This window comes from Pseudophaeobacter sp. A-200-2, from assembly GCF_041008815.1.
GTDB lineage: Bacteria > Pseudomonadota > Alphaproteobacteria > Rhodobacterales > Rhodobacteraceae > Phycobacter > Phycobacter gallaeciensis_A.
The window spans coordinates 247,643-263,337 of record NZ_JAXGFU010000010.1 but is presented as its reverse complement, the minus strand read 5'-3'; the positions used below and the strand labels follow the sequence as shown (position 1 = coordinate 263,337).

The following is a 15,695-nucleotide window of genomic DNA, read 5'->3' as shown; positions in this document are numbered from 1 at the left end:
GACGCTTGAGCAATTTGAGGGCTCCGCGCCCGGCGCGCTTGCCCAATCAGACGACGGAGAATATGAAAACCAGACCCGCAGACTCTCGTTATGAATAAGGGAGCCTCGGGGGGCAGGTCAAGATCGAACAGTGGCGCGCTAACAGTCCTCACTCGCGCTTGGATTTTTTGGAAAATTGAACTGCAACAAAGGGCTCCGGAAAGCCGCGAGCCCTTTGTTTCGATCAAATGTAACGTGCGGTCAGCTGGCCGCAGTGCCGTCCGCGTTCGCCTTTGGCAGGTCCCAGAACAGGCCGGTCATGCAGCGCAGCGCGTCGCGGCAGACGGGTTTCAGAACATGTTCGTTCGGGGCGTGCTGCGAACATCCGCGATAGGAATGTGGCACCCAGACCGTCGGCAGTTCAAGGATATCGGCAAAGCTGTCGTTCGGCAGAGACCCCGCAAGGTTCGGCAGGATATGCGGTTTCTTGCCTGCGGTTTCGGTCAGAGATCCGGCCACGAAGGTCACCCAGGGGTGATCGGGATCCAGGCGGGTTGCCTTGAAGAACCCGCGGTCATGCGGGGTGACCTTGATGTTTTCGAACCCGTGTTTGTCCAGATGGCGGCGCAGCGCGGGCAGGATGTCATCGGGATCGGTGCCCACCACATAGCGCAGCTGGCAGGTGGCGCGGGCAGTGGGCGCGATGGCATTGACCGGCGCTTCGGGCACGCCGCTGGTCATTGCCAGCACGGCAAAGGAGTTCCAGCCGAATACCCGCTCGGCAGGGGTCAGCGAGGTCTCGCCCCAGTCGCTGTCGATCGCAGGGCCGCTGTCGCCCTCGAGCGGCAGACCGTCCAGCGCGGCGCGCACGGTGTCGGTCAGGCTGTCAGGGCGCCATTCCGGGATCTGGATCTGGCCGCGGCGGTCGCAGATGGAGGTGAGCGCGTGGGCCAGGATCATCGCCGGGTCCGCCAGCAGGCCGCCCCAGTTGCCCGAGTGATGCGCACCCTCGCGCAGGTCGAGTTCAAGGTCGAAGCTGACACCGCCGCGCGAGCCCATGAACATGGTGGGGGTATCGGGCTGCAGGCGCGGCCCGTCTGAGGCGATCAACACGTCGGCCTTCAGGCGGTCCTTCTGCACGGTGAAGAATTCCGGCAGACCGGCAGAACCGGTTTCCTCGGACATTTCAATCACGATCTTTACGTTGAAGCCAAGGCTGCCGCGTTCGGCCAGCACGGCCTCCAGCGCGGCGATATTGACCAGATGCTGGCCCTTGTTGTCGGCGGTGCCGCGACCATAAAGCCGGTCGCCTTCCTCGACCAGAGTGAAGGGGCCAAGCCCTTCGCGCCACTGATCGGTCTGGGCGCGGATCACATCGCCATGGCCATAGGTCAGAACAGTGGTGAGCGCCGGATCCTCGATCCGTTCACCGATCAGCAGCGGGCCACCGGCGGGATCGGGGTTCGGGAAGATCTCGCAGGTAAACCCGGAGGCGGTGAGACGGGGCTCGATCACCTCGACAAGGTAGCGCATCAGCTCAGGCGCGGCCTCGGGGTTCTGGCTTTCGGTCGGGTAGGTGACCCAACGGGCCAGGTCGGATTGAAAGGTGCCTTCGTCAAAATAACTGCTGACACGGGAAATTGCGCCGTCGCGGCTGGTAGATGCGGTCATTTCTGCTCCACAGGTTCGGTAATGGCATCGCCCCAGGGCGACATGATTTCGGTGCAGCCGCTGTTGCGGCCTTCCTTGCGCTGAACGCCGGCCGGGCAGGCGAAGGCATAGGGGAAGACGGCGCGGCGGGTTGTGACCGTGTTGTGCTCGGCCTCAAGCGCGGCGATCACATCGGCGGGCAGGCTGTCGTCCGCGACCACGGTCTCACCGCCGGAGACATCAATCCGGGGCTGGTGGAAAGCCTCGCCCACGTCCATGCCAAAGTCCGCCACAAAGGACGACAGCTGCGCAACGGCCGAGACGATCTTGCGCCCGCCGGATGCGCCAAAGGCAAAGCGGCTGCCGCTTTCAGTCTCGCCCAGAACAGGGCAGACGTTCATCAGGCAGCGTTTACCGGGCGCCAGCGAGTTCGGTTTGCCCTGCTCGGGGTCGAACCACATGATGCCGTTGTTCATCAGCAATCCGGTCTGTGGCGACACCACGCGGGAGCCGAAGATGGACAGCAGCGTTTGGGTGTGGGACACCATGTTGCCGTGACGGTCCACCACCGAGAAATGCGTGGTGCAACCGGGGGCATCCGGCGTTTCGCCATCATCGCCCATGCCCGACAGACGTTTGGCATAGGCGGCCTTCAGCGCGGCGGCATAGGCGGTATAGGCCTCTGCACCCGGTTGATCGCCGGGCGTCAAGGCGTCTTCGAGATGGGCAAAGGCATCGCGGAATGTCGGTCCGGCGGTCAGCCCCGGCATCACGTTGAACCGTGCGTTGCGATAGGCAAAGGACAGTGGATCCTGCAGCTCTGCATGATAGCTGGCAAGGTCTTCGACCGAAAGCGATCCGCCCTTGGCCTGCACGTCGGCGGCCATGGCGGCGGCGATGTCACCTTCGTAGAAATCCCGTGCCCCGGCCTCGGCCAGCTGAGACAGGGTATCAGCCATCTTGGACATGTCGAGACGCTTGTCCGCGAGGCTGGTCCAGCCCGCGATGGTTGGCCATTGACCGTCCTCAAGGAACAGCGCCGCGGCGTCGGCGTCCTGCGCCAGCGCGCGGGTGGTCGAGGCGATGATCAGCGCCGCATACCAGTCCACTGCAAGCCCCTCGCGGCCAAGTGCGATGGCCGGTTGCAGCAAGTCCTTCCACGGCAGCTTGCCGAACCGCGCGTGGGCCTTGCCCACACCATCGACGGTGCCCGGCACCGCAATGGCGGTGGCGCCTTGCACGTTGCGGTCTTCGACGACCTTTTCCCAGGGGAAGAGATCGCCGGCCTTGCCTTCGCCGGACAGCGGATAATCGGCGACGTTCAACCCCTTGGGCGCGCGCATGCCGTAGTTGAGTGCATAGGCGCGCCCTTCGTCAGCGCGCCAGAGCATGGCGGCACCGCCACCGGCCGGGCCGCTCATCCAGGGTTCGACCACCCCAATGGCAAAGGAGACGGCGACGGCGGCATCCACCGCGTCTCCGCCTGCGGCCAGCACATCGGCCCCGATCCGGGCGGCGCGGCTGTGCTGGGCTGCGACGACGCCGTATTCGGTTTCGATCACCGTCTTGCGGGTCACCTGCGTCGAGGAGAGATTGGATATCATGTGAGTCTTCCTTTCTGTCCGATCAGGCCGCAGAGGTCTGGGCGCTGTCAAAGAGGTGGCATTCGACGCGGCCATCTTCGGTCGCAACGGTCTGGGGCGCAAGCTGGCTGCACTGGGGCATTGCCTTGGCGCAGCGCGGGTGGAAATGGCAGCCTGATGGGGGCGCAATCGGGTTCGGGTAGGCCGCGCCCAGGTGCGTGTCCGGCACGCCCTTGTTGGGATCCGGGGTCAGCACCGATTGCAGCAGCGCATCGGAATAGGGATGGCGGCTGCGGTCGAACAGGCCTTCAACACTGGCTTCCTCGACGATCCGGCCGAGGTACATTACCGCCACCCGGTTCGCGAGGTGTTCCACCACCGCAAGGTTATGGCTGATGAACAGGTAGGTGAGGCCGAATTCACGGCGCAGATCTGCAAGCAAGTTCAAGATCTGCGACTGCACAGACACATCCAGCGCCGAGGTTGGCTCGTCACAGATGACGATCTCGGGCTTCATGATCAGCGCCCGGGCAATCGCCACCCGCTGCCGCTGACCGCCGGACATCTGGCTGGGGTAGGTATTCATCACCCGCGCGGGCAGGCCGACGATGTCCAGGATCTCGCGCACCGCCTTTTCCTGGCTGGCGCTGTCACCGACATTATGCACCCGCAGCGGCAAAGATATGATGTCGTAGATGCTCTTACGCGGATTGAGCGAGGAGTAGGGATCCTGAAAGATCGGCTGGATGCGGCGGGCCAGTTCCGACCGGTTCTGGGCGCCAAGTTCCTTGCCATCCACCAGCACCTGACCCTCGGTAGGCTGTTCAAGGCCCAGCAGGATCTTGGCGAGGGTGGATTTGCCGCAGCCGGATTCCCCGACAAGGCCAAGGACCTCGCCGCGGCCGATCTTCAGCGACACGTCATTGACCGCCTTCAGCGGCTTGGGAGAGGAAAACATGCCCTGTTTGACCGAATAGGTCTTGGACACGTTGCGCAGTTCCAACACGGGAGTATCGCTCATGCGGGCACCTCTTCGGAGTTCTGGGCGTGGCCATCGGCGTGGACACAGCGGAAGTTGTGATCGGAACTGGCGTGTTCGCGCAGCGGGATCGGTTCGCGGCAGGCCGCGACTGCGTGATCGCAGCGGGTGCGGAAGGGGCAGCCGGTCACATCCCCAACCAGCGAAGGTACGATGCCGGGGATGGTGCCGAGTTCAGCGCCGCGCTCGGTCTTGCCGGGCACCGGGATGCAGCGCAACAGGCCGCGGGTATAGGGGTGCGCCGGGGACTCGAAGACGGCGGTGGCGGGGCCAGTCTCGACCAGCTCGCCCGCATACATCACCGCAACCTTGTCGGCGACACGGGCCACCACGCCCAGGTCATGGGTGATGAGGATCATCGCCATGCCCAGTTCTTTTTGCAGATCGACCAGAAGCCGCAGGATCTGCGCCTGAATGGTCACGTCGAGCGCGGTTGTCGGCTCATCCGCGATGATCAGTTCCGGCTCACACATCAGAGCCATCGCGATCATCACCCGCTGCCGCAAGCCGCCCGAAAGCTGGTGCGGATATTGCGACAGGCGGCTTTCGGCGGCGGTGATGCCAACCTTTTCCAGGAGTTCCACCGCGCGGGCGCGGGCCTGATCCTTCGACACCGGTTTGTGCAGCAGCAGTGCCTCGGTAAGCTGGTCGCCGATGGTATAGGCCGGGTTGAGCGAGGTCATCGGCTCCTGAAAGATCATCGACATGCGAAGACCGCGCAGCTTGCGCATGCCGCGTTGGCTGGTCTTCATCAGGTCGATGCCGTCAAAGGACAGCTGATCCGCCTTGCGCGAGATCTTCTTGCCCAGAAGCCCCATGATCGCGAGCGAGGTCAGGGACTTGCCGGAGCCGCTTTCACCAACGATGCAGAGCGTTTCGCCCCGGTTGAGGTCGAAATCGATGCCGCGTACGGCGTGCAGGGTGCCGCCGCCGACGGGAATATCCAGCGTCAGGTTGCGGACAGAGAGTATCGGTGTGTCAGTCATGCCTGCCTCCCTCAGTTGCGGTTTTCAGGTGCGGTGACGTCGCGCAGACCATCACCCAGCAGGTTGATCGCCAGAACCAGCGCAAAGAGCACAAAGCCGGGGATCAGAACCAGCCAGGGTTCGAACAGCATCATCTGCTTGCCCTCGGAGACCATCAGGCCCCAGGAGGGCGTCGGCGGTTGCACGCCAAGACCCAGGAAGGACAGCGCCGCTTCGAGCAGGACGGCGTGGGCCATCTCTAGCGTCACGACAACGATCAGGTTGTTGACGATATTGGGCATGATTTCCGACATCACGATGCGGGTGTTGGAACAGCCGATGGCGCGGGCGGCGGCGACATATTCGCGGCCGCGCACCTGCAGGGTCGAGGAGCGCATCACCACGGCAAAGCGGTCCCAGAGCAAGAGACCCAGAACGAGGATCACCACGGTGAGCGAGCCGCCGAAGATCGCGACAACGGCCAGTGCCACCAGCACCACGGGCATCGCCAGACGTACGTTGATGAGGAAGGTCACCACCGCATCGACGCGGCCACCGAAATAGCCTGCGGCCACGCCCATGGCGGTGCCGATGAGGCCCGAGATCAGCGCCGCCACGACGCCGATCATCAGCGACACGCGGGCGCCATAGATCAGGCGCGACAGGTAGTCTCGGCCAAGGTGGTCGGTGCCCAGCGGATGTTCCCATGTGCCGCCAAGGAAGACCGGCGGTTCCATCCGTGCGAGCAGGCTTTGGGCATAGGGATCATGCGGCGCGATATAGGGGGCAAACAGCGCGACGATGACGAGCAGTGCGAGCACCACGCCGCCAATCAACAGGCCCTGATGGCCAAAGATTCGCTTGCGCAGCAGCTGGCCCGGGGTCGGGCCGATAATGTCCTGAAGAAGAGGATCAGCAGTCTGGGTCATGTCATCCGGCCCTCATGCGGGGGTCCAGCCAGGCGTTCAACACGTCGGCAAGGAAGGTGAAAACGATATAGAACATCGAGAATACAAGGATCAGCGCCTGCACGGTCGGCAGGTCGTTGCGGCTGATGGATTCCCAGGCGAGGTAACCTGCGCCATGCAGCGCGAAGATGGATTCAACCACGATCGAGCCGCCCAGCATGAAGCCCATCTGCACGGCCGCCAGCGACACCACCGGGATGATCGCGTTGCGCAGCGCGTGTTTGAACATCACCAGCCCCTCTGGCGCGCCCTTGGCGCGGGCGGTGCGGATGTAGTCCGAGGACAGCACTTCGAGCATCCCTGCACGGGTCAGACGCATGATCGCGGGCATCGCGTAGTAGCCAAGCACGATGGTCGGCATCACGAAGTGCAGCGGCGTTGCCGTGCCCGAGGGCGGCAGCCAGCCAAGCTGAATCGAGAAGACCACGATGAGGATCAGGCCGAACCAGAAGCTGGGCATCGCCTGACCGGCAACAGACAGGAACAGGGCCAGACGGTCGATCAGCGAGTTCGGCTTGATCGCGGCAGCCACGCCAAGCGGAACAGCGGTCAGCAGGGCAAAGGAAATGCCGCAGACACCCAGGGTCATGGTGATGGACAGGCGGTCCATGATCAGGCTCGCCACCGGCAGCTTGAAATAGTAGCTTTCGCCGAAATCGCCACGCAGGGCACTGACCAGCCAGTCCCAGTATTGAACCAGCATCGGGCGATCAAACCCGTAGATGCGGCGGATGGCTTCGACATCCTGATCGCTGGCATGTTCGCCCGCGATCGCCGTGGCGGGATCACCGGACAAAAACAGCAGGCTAAAGGAAATCAACGAGACCGTAAGGGCGACCAATATGGCCAGCCCGGCCCGCTTCAGTATGAAACGCAGCAAGGGGAACCTCATTTGCTGGGCAGGGTAAGGGAGAACCACCCGGGCAGGGCGGGGAGCAGAGACGGCGGGGCCGGGGCCCCGCCGCAGGGATCAGCTTACTTCCATTCCATGTCGGTGAAGCGCAGGACTTCATCGGCGGTGGGGGTGTAGGCCACATCCTGAGAGAAGACGTAGTTGGTGTTGTAGGAGAACATCGGCACCCAATAGGCCTGATCCGCGATCTTTTTCAGTGCCTTGGAATAGTTTTCCTTGCGCACTTCGGGATCGGTGGCGCTGTCAGCGGTATCGAGCCAGCCGGCAACTTCTTCGTCGCGGGCATCGTCAAGCGAGCCGAGCTTGAAGAACTGGCTGGTGATCGCCGAGGTGTCGTTGATCGAGTAGGAGCCCCAGGTCTGGAAGGAGACCGGCGTGCCGCTCTTCATGCGCAGTTCGCGCAGGGCAGAGTACTGCAGCATCTTGAAATCGGTGTCGATGCCGACAGCGTTCAGGAAGCTGGAGATCGCTTCGGCGTAGTCGCGGTTGCGGTACGCGTAGAACTCGGTCTTGAACCCATCGGGGTATCCCGCTTCGGCCAGCAGGGCCTTGGCTTTTTCGACGTCGTATTCATAGGAGACCACATCCTGATCGCAGCCGAACTGGCTGGGGAAGCAGGCGGTGGAAATCACTTGGCTCTTACCTTTGAGCAGCGCCGAAACCAATGCCTCGCGGTCGATGGCATGGGCCACCGCGCGGCGCACGCGTACGTCGGTGAAGGGGTTGTCTTCACCGGTGCGACCGGCGGCATCCAGCGTCAGATAACCGATGCGCATGGTGCTTTCGTTGGCAACGGTGAACTTGCCCATCTGCTCCAGCTTTTCCGCCAGATCAGACGGCACCTGCCAGATCAGATCCAGCGAGCCGTTGAACAGTTCCGCCATCTGCGTGTTCACATCGGGGATGGTGCGGATGTCGACGGTGCCGACTTCGGGCTGGCCTTTGGGGCTGTCGTGGTAGCCTTCGTATTTCTCCAGCACGAAATGCTTGCCCGGGTCGACCGAAACCACCTTGTAGGGACCGGTGCCGACGGGCTCCAGGCCCATGCCCGAGGGACCGGCTTTGGCGTAATATTCATTCGGATACATCGAGACCGGACCGGAGAGGAATTCGATCGCGGCGGGGAAGGGGGCTTTCAGGTTGATGCGCACGGTGTACTGGTCGACCTTCTCGGCCGATTTCATCCAGTTGACGTTGCGCTGGGTCTTCACGCCGTTCTGTTCTTCGGCAACGAAGTTCACGGTGTAGACCACATCGTCCGCATCAAAGGGTTCGCCGTTGTGGAAGGTCACGCCTTCACGCAGTTTCAGCTCCAGCGTCAGATCGTCGATCCACTCCCAAGAGGTTGCAAGGTTACCCTTGTATTCGTTGGTGATGGGATCGCGGTAGATCAGACCGTCCCAGACCGCGCGCTGCAGCACAACGCCTTCACGGGAGGAGTTGAAGTAGCTGTCGACGTTCTCCAGCTCTTTGGTGAAGGCCACATTCAGCACGTCTTCGGACTTGTCTGCATGCGCAGCTGCAGCGCTGAGCGCAAGAACGGTCGCGGGGATCAGAAAGCGTTTCATGTTTACTCCATGTTGACCTGAAGGGCTGCCATAGGGTGCAACAGTACTCAGGGTTTGACATTGGTATTATTATATGATACTCACTATCACAATAATGTCATAAGAGGGCAGCCTGTCCCATGTCGTCAAGTCGAAAAATGTCCGGTGACGCCGGTGGCGATAACAGTGCTACCCCCCGGAAGCAGGACACGCTTTATGTGTCCTCTCTGGCCAAGGGTCTGAAACTACTTAAAATATTCGACCGCAACCATACTGAGTTGTCGCTGACCGAACTGGTCAAGCTCAGCGGAATGGACAAAAGCGCGGTGCAGAGGCTGGCCAATACCCTGGCGGTCGAAGGCTTTCTCAACCGGGATCCGGTGACCAAGAGATTCCGTCCGACCCATGCCTGGCTCGGGCTGGCCTATGCCTATTACTGGTCCGATCATCTGGTGGCGCTGGCGATGCCAAAACTGATCGAACTGTCACAGCGGCTGGGCGAGACGGTGAACCTGGCTGAAATCTCCGGCACCAATATCGTCTATGTCACCCGGCTGCCCTGCCAGCGGACCAACTTCGAAGCGATGCTGGTCGGGCGCAGCCTGCCAGCGCTGTCCACTTCGCCCGGGCAGGCGATTCTGTCCACCTGGGCGCCTGAGGATGTTGCGGAAGCACTGGAAAACTGGCCGCTGCGGCAGATGACCGCTCGCACCACCATGGACCGCGAAGAACTGGGGCGGCAGATCACCCGAACCGCAGAGCGCGGCTTCAGTCTGACTGAGGATCAGATGATCCTGAACGAGATCGGGATTTCCGCACCGATCCGCGGCCCCAACGGCATTGCCCGCGCGTCGGTGCAATGTTCTGTCTCTGCCTTCCACTGGACGATTGAGCGGGTCGAGCGCGAGTTGGTGCCTTATCTGCTGGATGTCGCAAACTCGATTACACCACCGCATAGGTAACAACGGCGCCCGGTTTGGCCGTGGTCAAAGCCCCTACAGGCTGGCCATGATATCGCGTGCGGCTTCCATCGCCACCGGCGCGGCCTGACGTTCGAATTCGTCCTGCGACCATTCAGAGAGCGAGCCTGCAACGTGGATGGCGCCGATGGGGCGCCCGTCGCGTGAAATGCCGACGCCGATGGCGACTTCGCCGCGCAGGTATTCATCGACGATCACCGCATAGCCATTGGTACGTGCAATCCGGACCTGCTCCAGAATTTCCTCGGGATCGGTGCGGGTTGCGGCGGTGTATTCTATCAATTCGGACCTGCCCAGAACCTCCCGGACCTCATCATCGGTCATCAGCGACAGCGCCGCGCGCCCACCCGCCGTGGCAAAGGCCGGAACGCTGTGGCCAACGAGCGTCGCATAAAACGTCTCGCGTTTGCTTTGGATGCGGAAGGCGTAAATCATCCGGGTGTCGTCAAACAGGCTGAGGTCGATGCGTTCCCGCAGGGAGCGGCGCAGCTCCAGCAGGACCGGCGTTGCCTTTTGCACCAAGGGGTCGAGGCGCAGCACATCCAGCGTGTGATCCAGAAGGCGCAGGCCGGGCAGATAGCCGCGATCATCCGAACTGCGCCGGACATAGTCCAGTTTTGCCAGCGTGTGGACGATGCGTTGGGTGGCGGAGCGATCCAGCCCCGACAGCTTGGCGATTTCACTCAGGCTAAGCGCCTTGTTGACCCCGTGAAAGGCCGCAAGGACCTGCATGGCCCGCGCCGCAGAACGCACAAAAAGCGCATCGCCCTCTTCTGCTTCGAATTTCAGCTCTTTGCCCGGGGTTGTTCTGACATTGGGTCGCATGAGTCCGCCTGAGTGTTGACGAATCCGAAATTGGATGCCTACGATTGATTCATGATACAACTGTATCACTATATAATACATTTAGCAAGGTTGCCGTTGCGGCAACCTTGTTCTTTACGGAGTGATGACTGATGCGGGTCGCCCTGGCCGGATTTCTTCACGAGACGAACACCTTCGCGCCCAACCCCGCGGATCTACCGGCCTTTCAGCAGGGCGGCGGCTATATCCCGCTGACCGAAGGCGCGGCGCTGCTGGAGGCGGGCAAGGGTGTGAATCTGGGCATCAGCGGTGCCCTGACCGTCGCGGCAGAGCGCGGCTGGCAGGTGGAGCCGGTTCTATGGGCGGGGGCTATCCCGTCGGCGCATGTGACCGAAGAGGCCTTTGAAAGCATCGCCAAACGCATCGTAGAAGGCATCCGGGCGGCCGGACCGCTGGATGGTGTCTTCCTCGATCTACACGGCGCCATGGTCACCACTCATCTGGATGATGGCGAGGGTGAGCTTGCCACTCGTGTGCGGGCGGTCGTTGGACCGGATGTGCCGATTGCCGCGGCGCTGGACCTGCATGGCAATATCTCGCGGCGGCTGGTGGAAATGGTCGATGTGCTGACCGGTTTTCGCACCTATCCGCATGTGGACATGGCAGAGACAGGCGCCCGCGCGGCGCGGCTGCTGGATGATATCCTGCGCAGCGGAACCCTCCCGGCCAAGGCCTATCGCAGCCTGCCCTATCTGGTCCCGATCTCGTTCCAGAGCACGACGATGGAGCCTGCCGCATCCCTTTATCGTTCGGTCGCGCAAATGGACGATGCGGGCACAGCGGCCTCCCTGTTCATGGGTTTCCCGGCAGCGGATATTCCTGACTGTAGCCCCTGCGCCATCGCATTTGCCCCGACACAAAAGGCGGCAGAAGCTGCGGTCGACCAGATCGCGGCGGCCTACGGGGAGGCCGAAAGCGCCTTTGACAGCCGGACCTATACGGCAGCCGAAGGCGTGGCCGAGGCGCAGCGGCTTCTGGCCACAGGCGTTAAGGGCCCAATCGTGCTGGCCGATACGCAGGACAACCCCGGTGCTGGCGGTGCTGCCACCACAACCGGCATGCTGCGCGCGCTGGTCGAAGCGGAGGCACAGAATGCAGCCCTTGGCCTGATCGTGGATCCTGAGTCCGTTTCGCGCGCCTTTGCTGCGGGGGAGGGGGCCAGCGTGACGCTGTCCCTTGGCGGGCACCCGGATTTCCCTGAGGACGTGCCGTTTGAAGCCGAAGCGGTGGTGGAGCGGCTGGTCACGGACAAGCTGCAGGCGACCGGTCCTTATTATGGGGGCACCTGGCTCGATCTCAGCCCCGCAGCCTGTCTGCGGATCGGCGGCGTGCGGGTGGTGGTCACCAGCCAGATTGCCCAGCTCGCCGACCGTGAGATGTTCCGCTTTGTCGGCATCACGCCTGAGGACCAATCCATTCTCGTTCTCAAGAGCTCAACCCATTTCCGGGCGGATTTCGATCCGATCGCCGGGAAAACCTTGGTCTGTCTGGCGCCGGGGCCGATGGCCTTCAGCCCGGCAGACCTGCCGTTCACGCGGCTGCGGACAGGCCTGCGCCTGTCCCCCAACGGACCCGTCTTCGGGTCCTGAACTCATACGGCGCCCTGCGCCCTGGTTTCGGCGGGTGTTTCGCCGGAGCCCAAAACCAAAAACAACAGAACCGTTCCTCCTCACAACAACAGGGAAAACAAGAATGAAAACACTTCGTCCCCTTTCCGCCCTGCGCGGCAGCATGGCTGCAACGCTGATGGCGGGTGCCACCATGCTGACACCGCTTGCGGCCCAGGCCGAAGAAGAAAAGGTGATCACGGCAGTGATGCACTCGGGCCTCCGTGTTCTGGACCCGGTGATTACTACTGCGCATATCACTCGCAACCACGGCTATATGGTCTATGACGTCCTGACCGCCGTTGATGAAAACTTCCAGCCGCAGCCCCAGATGGCCGAATTTGCGGTCTCTGACGACGGGCTGACCTATACATTCACCCTGCGCGACGGGCTGAAGTTCCACGATGGCGCGCCGGTCACCGGTGAAGATGTTGTTGCCTCGCTGACCCGCTGGGGCAAGCGTGACAGTGGCGGTCAGATGATTTTTGACGTCACCGCAAGCCTTGAGGCGACCGACGACAAGACCGTCGTTTGGACCCTGTCCGAACCTTTCCCGCCGCTGATGAACGTGATTTCCAAACAGTCGGCGGTTCCGCCCTTCATCATGCCCAAGCGTGTGGCAGAGACCTCGGCGGATGAGACCATCACCGAATATGTCGGCTCCGGTCCCTTCGTGTTTGAAACCGATGAATACGAACCCGGCGTTTCGGTCACCTACAGCAAGTTTGATGGTTACGTGCCGCGCAGCGAAGAAGCGAGCTGGATGGCCGGTGGCAAGGTCGTGAACGTCGACAAGGTGGTCTGGACCACCATGCCGGACTCGCTGACCGCCATCAACGCGCTGGCTGCCGGTGAAATCGACTACCTTGAACAGGTTCAGGTCGACCTGCTGCCGATCCTGCAAACCGCACCGGATGTCACTGTCGAAACCCGCGACCCGCTGGGTTACGTGACCATTGGCCGCCCGAACTTCCTGCACGCGCCTTTTGACAATCCGAAGGTCCGTCAGGCCGCATTGGAAGCACTGAGCCAGGAAAACGTGCTGGCGACCATGATGGGCGATCCGTCCTACTACAAGGTCTGCGGTGCGATCTTTGGCTGTGACACGCCGCTGGGCGACGAGGCCGGTGCCGAAGCGATCACTTCCGGCGCGCATCCGGACAAGGCAAAGGCCCTGCTGGAAGAAGCCGGTTATGATGGCACGCCCATCGTTCTGATGGCGCCGACCGATGTGGTCAGCCTGTCGAACCAGCCGGTAGTCGCGGCGCAGGCCCTGCGCGAAGCGGGCTTCAACGTCGACATGCAGCCGATGGACTGGCAGACCGTTGTGAACCGTCGTGCCCAGCAGCTGCCCCCGGCAGAAGGTGGCTGGAACATCTTCTTCACCAACTGGATGGTGCCTGAAATCTCGGACCCGCTGATCAACGTGATGGTCAACGGCCGTGGCGACGATGCCTGGTTCGGCTGGCCTTCGGATGAGAAGATCGAGGCCCTGCGCTCCGACTTTGTCGCAGCGGCCTCTGATGCGGAACGCAAAGAGGTTGCGGTGAAGATCCAGGAACACGTGATGGACAACGTGAACTACATCCACCTTGGCGAATACACCATGCCGCAGGCGCGTCAGAACGCGATCCAGAACATGATCCCCTCGCCGGTTCCGGTGTTCTGGAACGTGACCAAGGAAGACTAATCCCTCCCCCGACTTCCGGGGCGCGCGGAACTCTCCCGCGCCCCGGCTTTTCCACACTAATTCAAAAGGTAGCTGTCTATGCTCAGCTATATCCTGAAGCGCGTCCTGGCGACCGTTCCAGTCATGATCATCGTGGCCGTCTTCGTCTTTCTTTTGCTCCGGCTGACACCGGGCGATCCGGCAGCCATTCTTGCAGGCGACGCCGCCACTCCGGCACAGCTTGAACGGATCCGCGACAATCTTGGCCTCAATGACCCGCTGCATGTGCAGTTCTTCACCTGGACCGGGCAGATGCTGCAGGGCGATCTCGGGACCTCCCTGATTTCCAACACCTCGGTGGCTGACATGATCGGGGACCGCCTGGGGCCGACCATCAATATCGCCCTGATGACCATCATCATCTCGGTCCTGTTGGCCGTGCCGATGGGGGTGATCGCCGCCTGGCGCCACCGGACCTGGGCCGATTTTGCGGTGATGTCCTTCTCTGTCCTCGGCTTTTCGGTGCCGGTCTTCGTGATCGGTTATGTGTTGATCCAGATCTTTGCCATCGAACTGCGCTGGGTACCTGTACAGGGTTATGCCTCCCCGACCGACGGGCTGGGCGATTTCTTCATCCGCGCCATCCTGCCCTCGCTGACACTGGCGACGATCTATGTGGCGCTGATTGCCCGGATGACCCGCGCATCCATGCTTGAGGTGCTGGGCGAGGATTACATCCGCACCGCCCGTGCCAAGGGCGTGCGCGAGAACACGGTGCTGTTCCGCCATGCGCTGCGCAACGCGGCAGTTCCGATCCTCACCATCATCGGCACCGGTTTTGCGCTGCTGATTTCCGGCGTGGTGGTCACCGAAAGCGTGTTCAACATCCCCGGGATCGGGCGTCTCACCGTCGATGCCATCCTCGCGCGTGACTACCCGGTGATCCAGGCGATGATCCTGCTGACCGCGGGCATCTACGTGCTGGTCAACCTTCTGGTGGACATCTCCTATTCCTTCTTTGACCCGAGGATCCGTTACTGACATGACCGATCATTCTTCCTCCAGTCAGAGCGCCTTTCAGCCGCTGATCCGCCTGTTGTCGCTGCCTGCGGGCGCCCGCCTTGGGCTGGGGCCGATGCTGGCCGCGCTGATGCTGACGCTCATCGTGCTGGCCGCGCTTTTGGCGCCGCTTTATGTGCCCTATGATCCGCTTTCGATGGATGCGCTGGCGCGCCTGAAACCGCCGTCAGAGGCGCATATCCTTGGCACCGACCAATACGGTCGCGACATCTTCAGCCGGGTGATGACCGGCGGGCGCGTGTCGCTGCTGATCGGCGTGGGCGCGGCCGTGGTCAGCGTCGCCATCGGCCTTGCCATCGGTCTGGTTGCGGGCTTCTTCCGCGCTGCCGACGGGGTCATCATGCGGATCATGGACAGCTTGATGGCGATCCCGGCGATCCTGCTGGCGATTGCGCTGGTTGCCCTCAACGGGCCAAGCCTGCATTCCGTCATCCTCGCTATCACCATCCCCGAGGTGCCCCGCGTGGTGCGGCTGGTGCGCTCAGTCGTGCTGAGCGCGCGCGAGGAACCCTATGTGGAGGCGGCCATCGCGCTGGGCTCTTCGATGCCGAAGATCCTGATCCAGCACCTGATGCCGAACACATTGGCGCCGCTGATCGTGCAAGGCACCTATATCTGCGCCTCCGCGATCCTGATCGAAGCGATCCTCAGCTTCCTGGGCGCAGGCGTTTCTACCGAGATCCCGACCTGGGGCAATATCATGGCGGAGGGGCGCACCTTCTTCCAGATCAAGCCGGGTCTGATCTTCTGGCCGGGGGTGATGCTGTCGCTCTGCATCCTGTCGATCAACCTTCTGGGCGATACCGCGCGTGACCTTCTGGATCCGCGTCTGAAGAAACGGGAGGCATAAG

Annotated in this window: 13 protein-coding genes; 5 read left to right on the top strand and 8 right to left on the bottom strand. The window is 62.3% G+C overall.

Annotated features, from left to right (window positions below):
- Positions 1 to 240 precede the first annotated feature (240 nt).
- The 7 genes from SM766_RS16725 to SM766_RS16695 all read right to left on the bottom strand — a co-directional run bounded on the left by SM766_RS16725 (position 241) and on the right by SM766_RS16695 (position 8,665).
- The gene (locus SM766_RS16725) at positions 241 to 1,650 is read right to left on the bottom strand and encodes a M20 family metallopeptidase (protein ID WP_368948506.1); all 1,410 of its coding nucleotides are present in this window, start codon (positions 1,648 to 1,650) and stop codon (positions 241 to 243) included.
- Complete coding sequence (locus SM766_RS16720) at positions 1,647 to 3,233, bottom strand: gamma-glutamyltransferase (protein WP_368948505.1); 1,587 nt, start codon at positions 3,231 to 3,233, stop codon at positions 1,647 to 1,649. Before SM766_RS16720 ends, SM766_RS16725 begins: the two co-directional genes overlap by 4 nt.
- Positions 3,234 to 3,255: 22 nt before the next feature.
- Positions 3,256 to 4,233 (bottom strand): ABC transporter ATP-binding protein, encoded by a 978-nt coding sequence (locus SM766_RS16715; protein ID WP_274838703.1) that lies wholly within the window; start codon positions 4,231 to 4,233, stop codon positions 3,256 to 3,258.
- Entirely contained in the window at positions 4,230 to 5,237 is a 1,008-nt protein-coding gene (locus SM766_RS16710; protein WP_274830427.1) for an ABC transporter ATP-binding protein, read from the bottom strand. Before SM766_RS16710 ends, SM766_RS16715 begins: the two co-directional genes overlap by 4 nt.
- A gap of 11 nt (positions 5,238 to 5,248) precedes the next feature.
- A complete protein-coding gene (locus SM766_RS16705; RefSeq protein WP_065271731.1) occupies positions 5,249 to 6,145 on the bottom strand; it encodes an ABC transporter permease in 897 nt (298 codons plus the stop codon).
- 1 nt (position 6,146) lies between these two features.
- Positions 6,147 to 7,064 carry an ABC transporter permease gene (locus SM766_RS16700; protein ID WP_065271730.1) on the bottom strand — a complete coding sequence of 306 codons (918 nt, stop codon included), beginning with the start codon at positions 7,062 to 7,064 and terminating at the stop codon, positions 6,147 to 6,149.
- A gap of 95 nt (positions 7,065 to 7,159) precedes the next feature.
- Entirely contained in the window at positions 7,160 to 8,665 is a 1,506-nt protein-coding gene (locus tag SM766_RS16695) for an ABC transporter substrate-binding protein (RefSeq protein ID WP_368948504.1), read from the bottom strand.
- Between the two features lie 119 nt (positions 8,666 to 8,784).
- Between SM766_RS16695 and SM766_RS16690 the strand changes: the two genes are divergently transcribed.
- Positions 8,785 to 9,606, top strand: coding sequence for an IclR family transcriptional regulator (locus tag SM766_RS16690; RefSeq protein ID WP_274868233.1), 822 nt, complete (start codon positions 8,785 to 8,787; stop codon positions 9,604 to 9,606).
- A 33-nt stretch (positions 9,607 to 9,639) separates the two neighbouring features.
- On the opposite strand, the gene SM766_RS16685 is transcribed toward SM766_RS16690, so the two are convergent.
- Positions 9,640 to 10,449, bottom strand: coding sequence for an IclR family transcriptional regulator (locus tag SM766_RS16685; RefSeq protein ID WP_065271727.1), 810 nt, complete (start codon positions 10,447 to 10,449; stop codon positions 9,640 to 9,642).
- 131 nt (positions 10,450 to 10,580) lie between these two features.
- On the opposite strand from SM766_RS16685, the gene SM766_RS16680 reads away from it, so the two are divergent.
- The 4 genes from SM766_RS16680 (at position 10,581) to SM766_RS16665 (ending at position 15,694) form a co-directional block, all read left to right on the top strand.
- Positions 10,581 to 12,077, top strand: a complete 1,497-nt coding sequence (locus SM766_RS16680; protein ID WP_368948502.1) for a M81 family metallopeptidase — start codon at positions 10,581 to 10,583, stop codon at positions 12,075 to 12,077.
- 103 nt (positions 12,078 to 12,180) lie between these two features.
- Positions 12,181 to 13,785, top strand: coding sequence for an ABC transporter substrate-binding protein (locus tag SM766_RS16675; protein ID WP_274833220.1), 1,605 nt, complete (start codon positions 12,181 to 12,183; stop codon positions 13,783 to 13,785).
- Between the two features lie 78 nt (positions 13,786 to 13,863).
- The gene (locus SM766_RS16670; protein WP_065271724.1) at positions 13,864 to 14,805 is read left to right on the top strand and encodes an ABC transporter permease; all 942 of its coding nucleotides are present in this window, start codon (positions 13,864 to 13,866) and stop codon (positions 14,803 to 14,805) included.
- A gap of 1 nt (position 14,806) precedes the next feature.
- The gene (locus SM766_RS16665; protein WP_065271723.1) at positions 14,807 to 15,694 is read left to right on the top strand and encodes an ABC transporter permease; all 888 of its coding nucleotides are present in this window, start codon (positions 14,807 to 14,809) and stop codon (positions 15,692 to 15,694) included.
- The last annotated feature ends 1 nt before the right edge of the window (position 15,695 follow it).

Coding starts and splice junctions, on each gene's coding strand:
- SM766_RS16725 (WP_368948506.1), bottom strand. CDS start 1,650: ATGACCGCATCTACCAGCCGCGACGGCGCAATTTCCCGTGTCAGCAGT.
- SM766_RS16720 (WP_368948505.1), bottom strand. CDS start 3,233: ATGATATCCAATCTCTCCTCGACGCAGGTGACCCGCAAGACGGTGATC.
- SM766_RS16715 (WP_274838703.1), bottom strand. CDS start 4,233: ATGAGCGATACTCCCGTGTTGGAACTGCGCAACGTGTCCAAGACCTAT.
- SM766_RS16710 (WP_274830427.1), bottom strand. CDS start 5,237: ATGACTGACACACCGATACTCTCTGTCCGCAACCTGACGCTGGATATT.
- SM766_RS16705 (WP_065271731.1), bottom strand. CDS start 6,145: ATGACCCAGACTGCTGATCCTCTTCTTCAGGACATTATCGGCCCGACC.
- SM766_RS16695 (WP_368948504.1), bottom strand. CDS start 8,665: ATGAAACGCTTTCTGATCCCCGCGACCGTTCTTGCGCTCAGCGCTGCA.
- SM766_RS16690 (WP_274868233.1), top strand. CDS start 8,785: ATGTCGTCAAGTCGAAAAATGTCCGGTGACGCCGGTGGCGATAACAGT.
- SM766_RS16685 (WP_065271727.1), bottom strand. CDS start 10,449: ATGCGACCCAATGTCAGAACAACCCCGGGCAAAGAGCTGAAATTCGAA.
- SM766_RS16680 (WP_368948502.1), top strand. CDS start 10,581: ATGCGGGTCGCCCTGGCCGGATTTCTTCACGAGACGAACACCTTCGCG.
- SM766_RS16675 (WP_274833220.1), top strand. CDS start 12,181: ATGAAAACACTTCGTCCCCTTTCCGCCCTGCGCGGCAGCATGGCTGCA.
- SM766_RS16670 (WP_065271724.1), top strand. CDS start 13,864: ATGCTCAGCTATATCCTGAAGCGCGTCCTGGCGACCGTTCCAGTCATG.
- SM766_RS16665 (WP_065271723.1), top strand. CDS start 14,807: ATGACCGATCATTCTTCCTCCAGTCAGAGCGCCTTTCAGCCGCTGATC.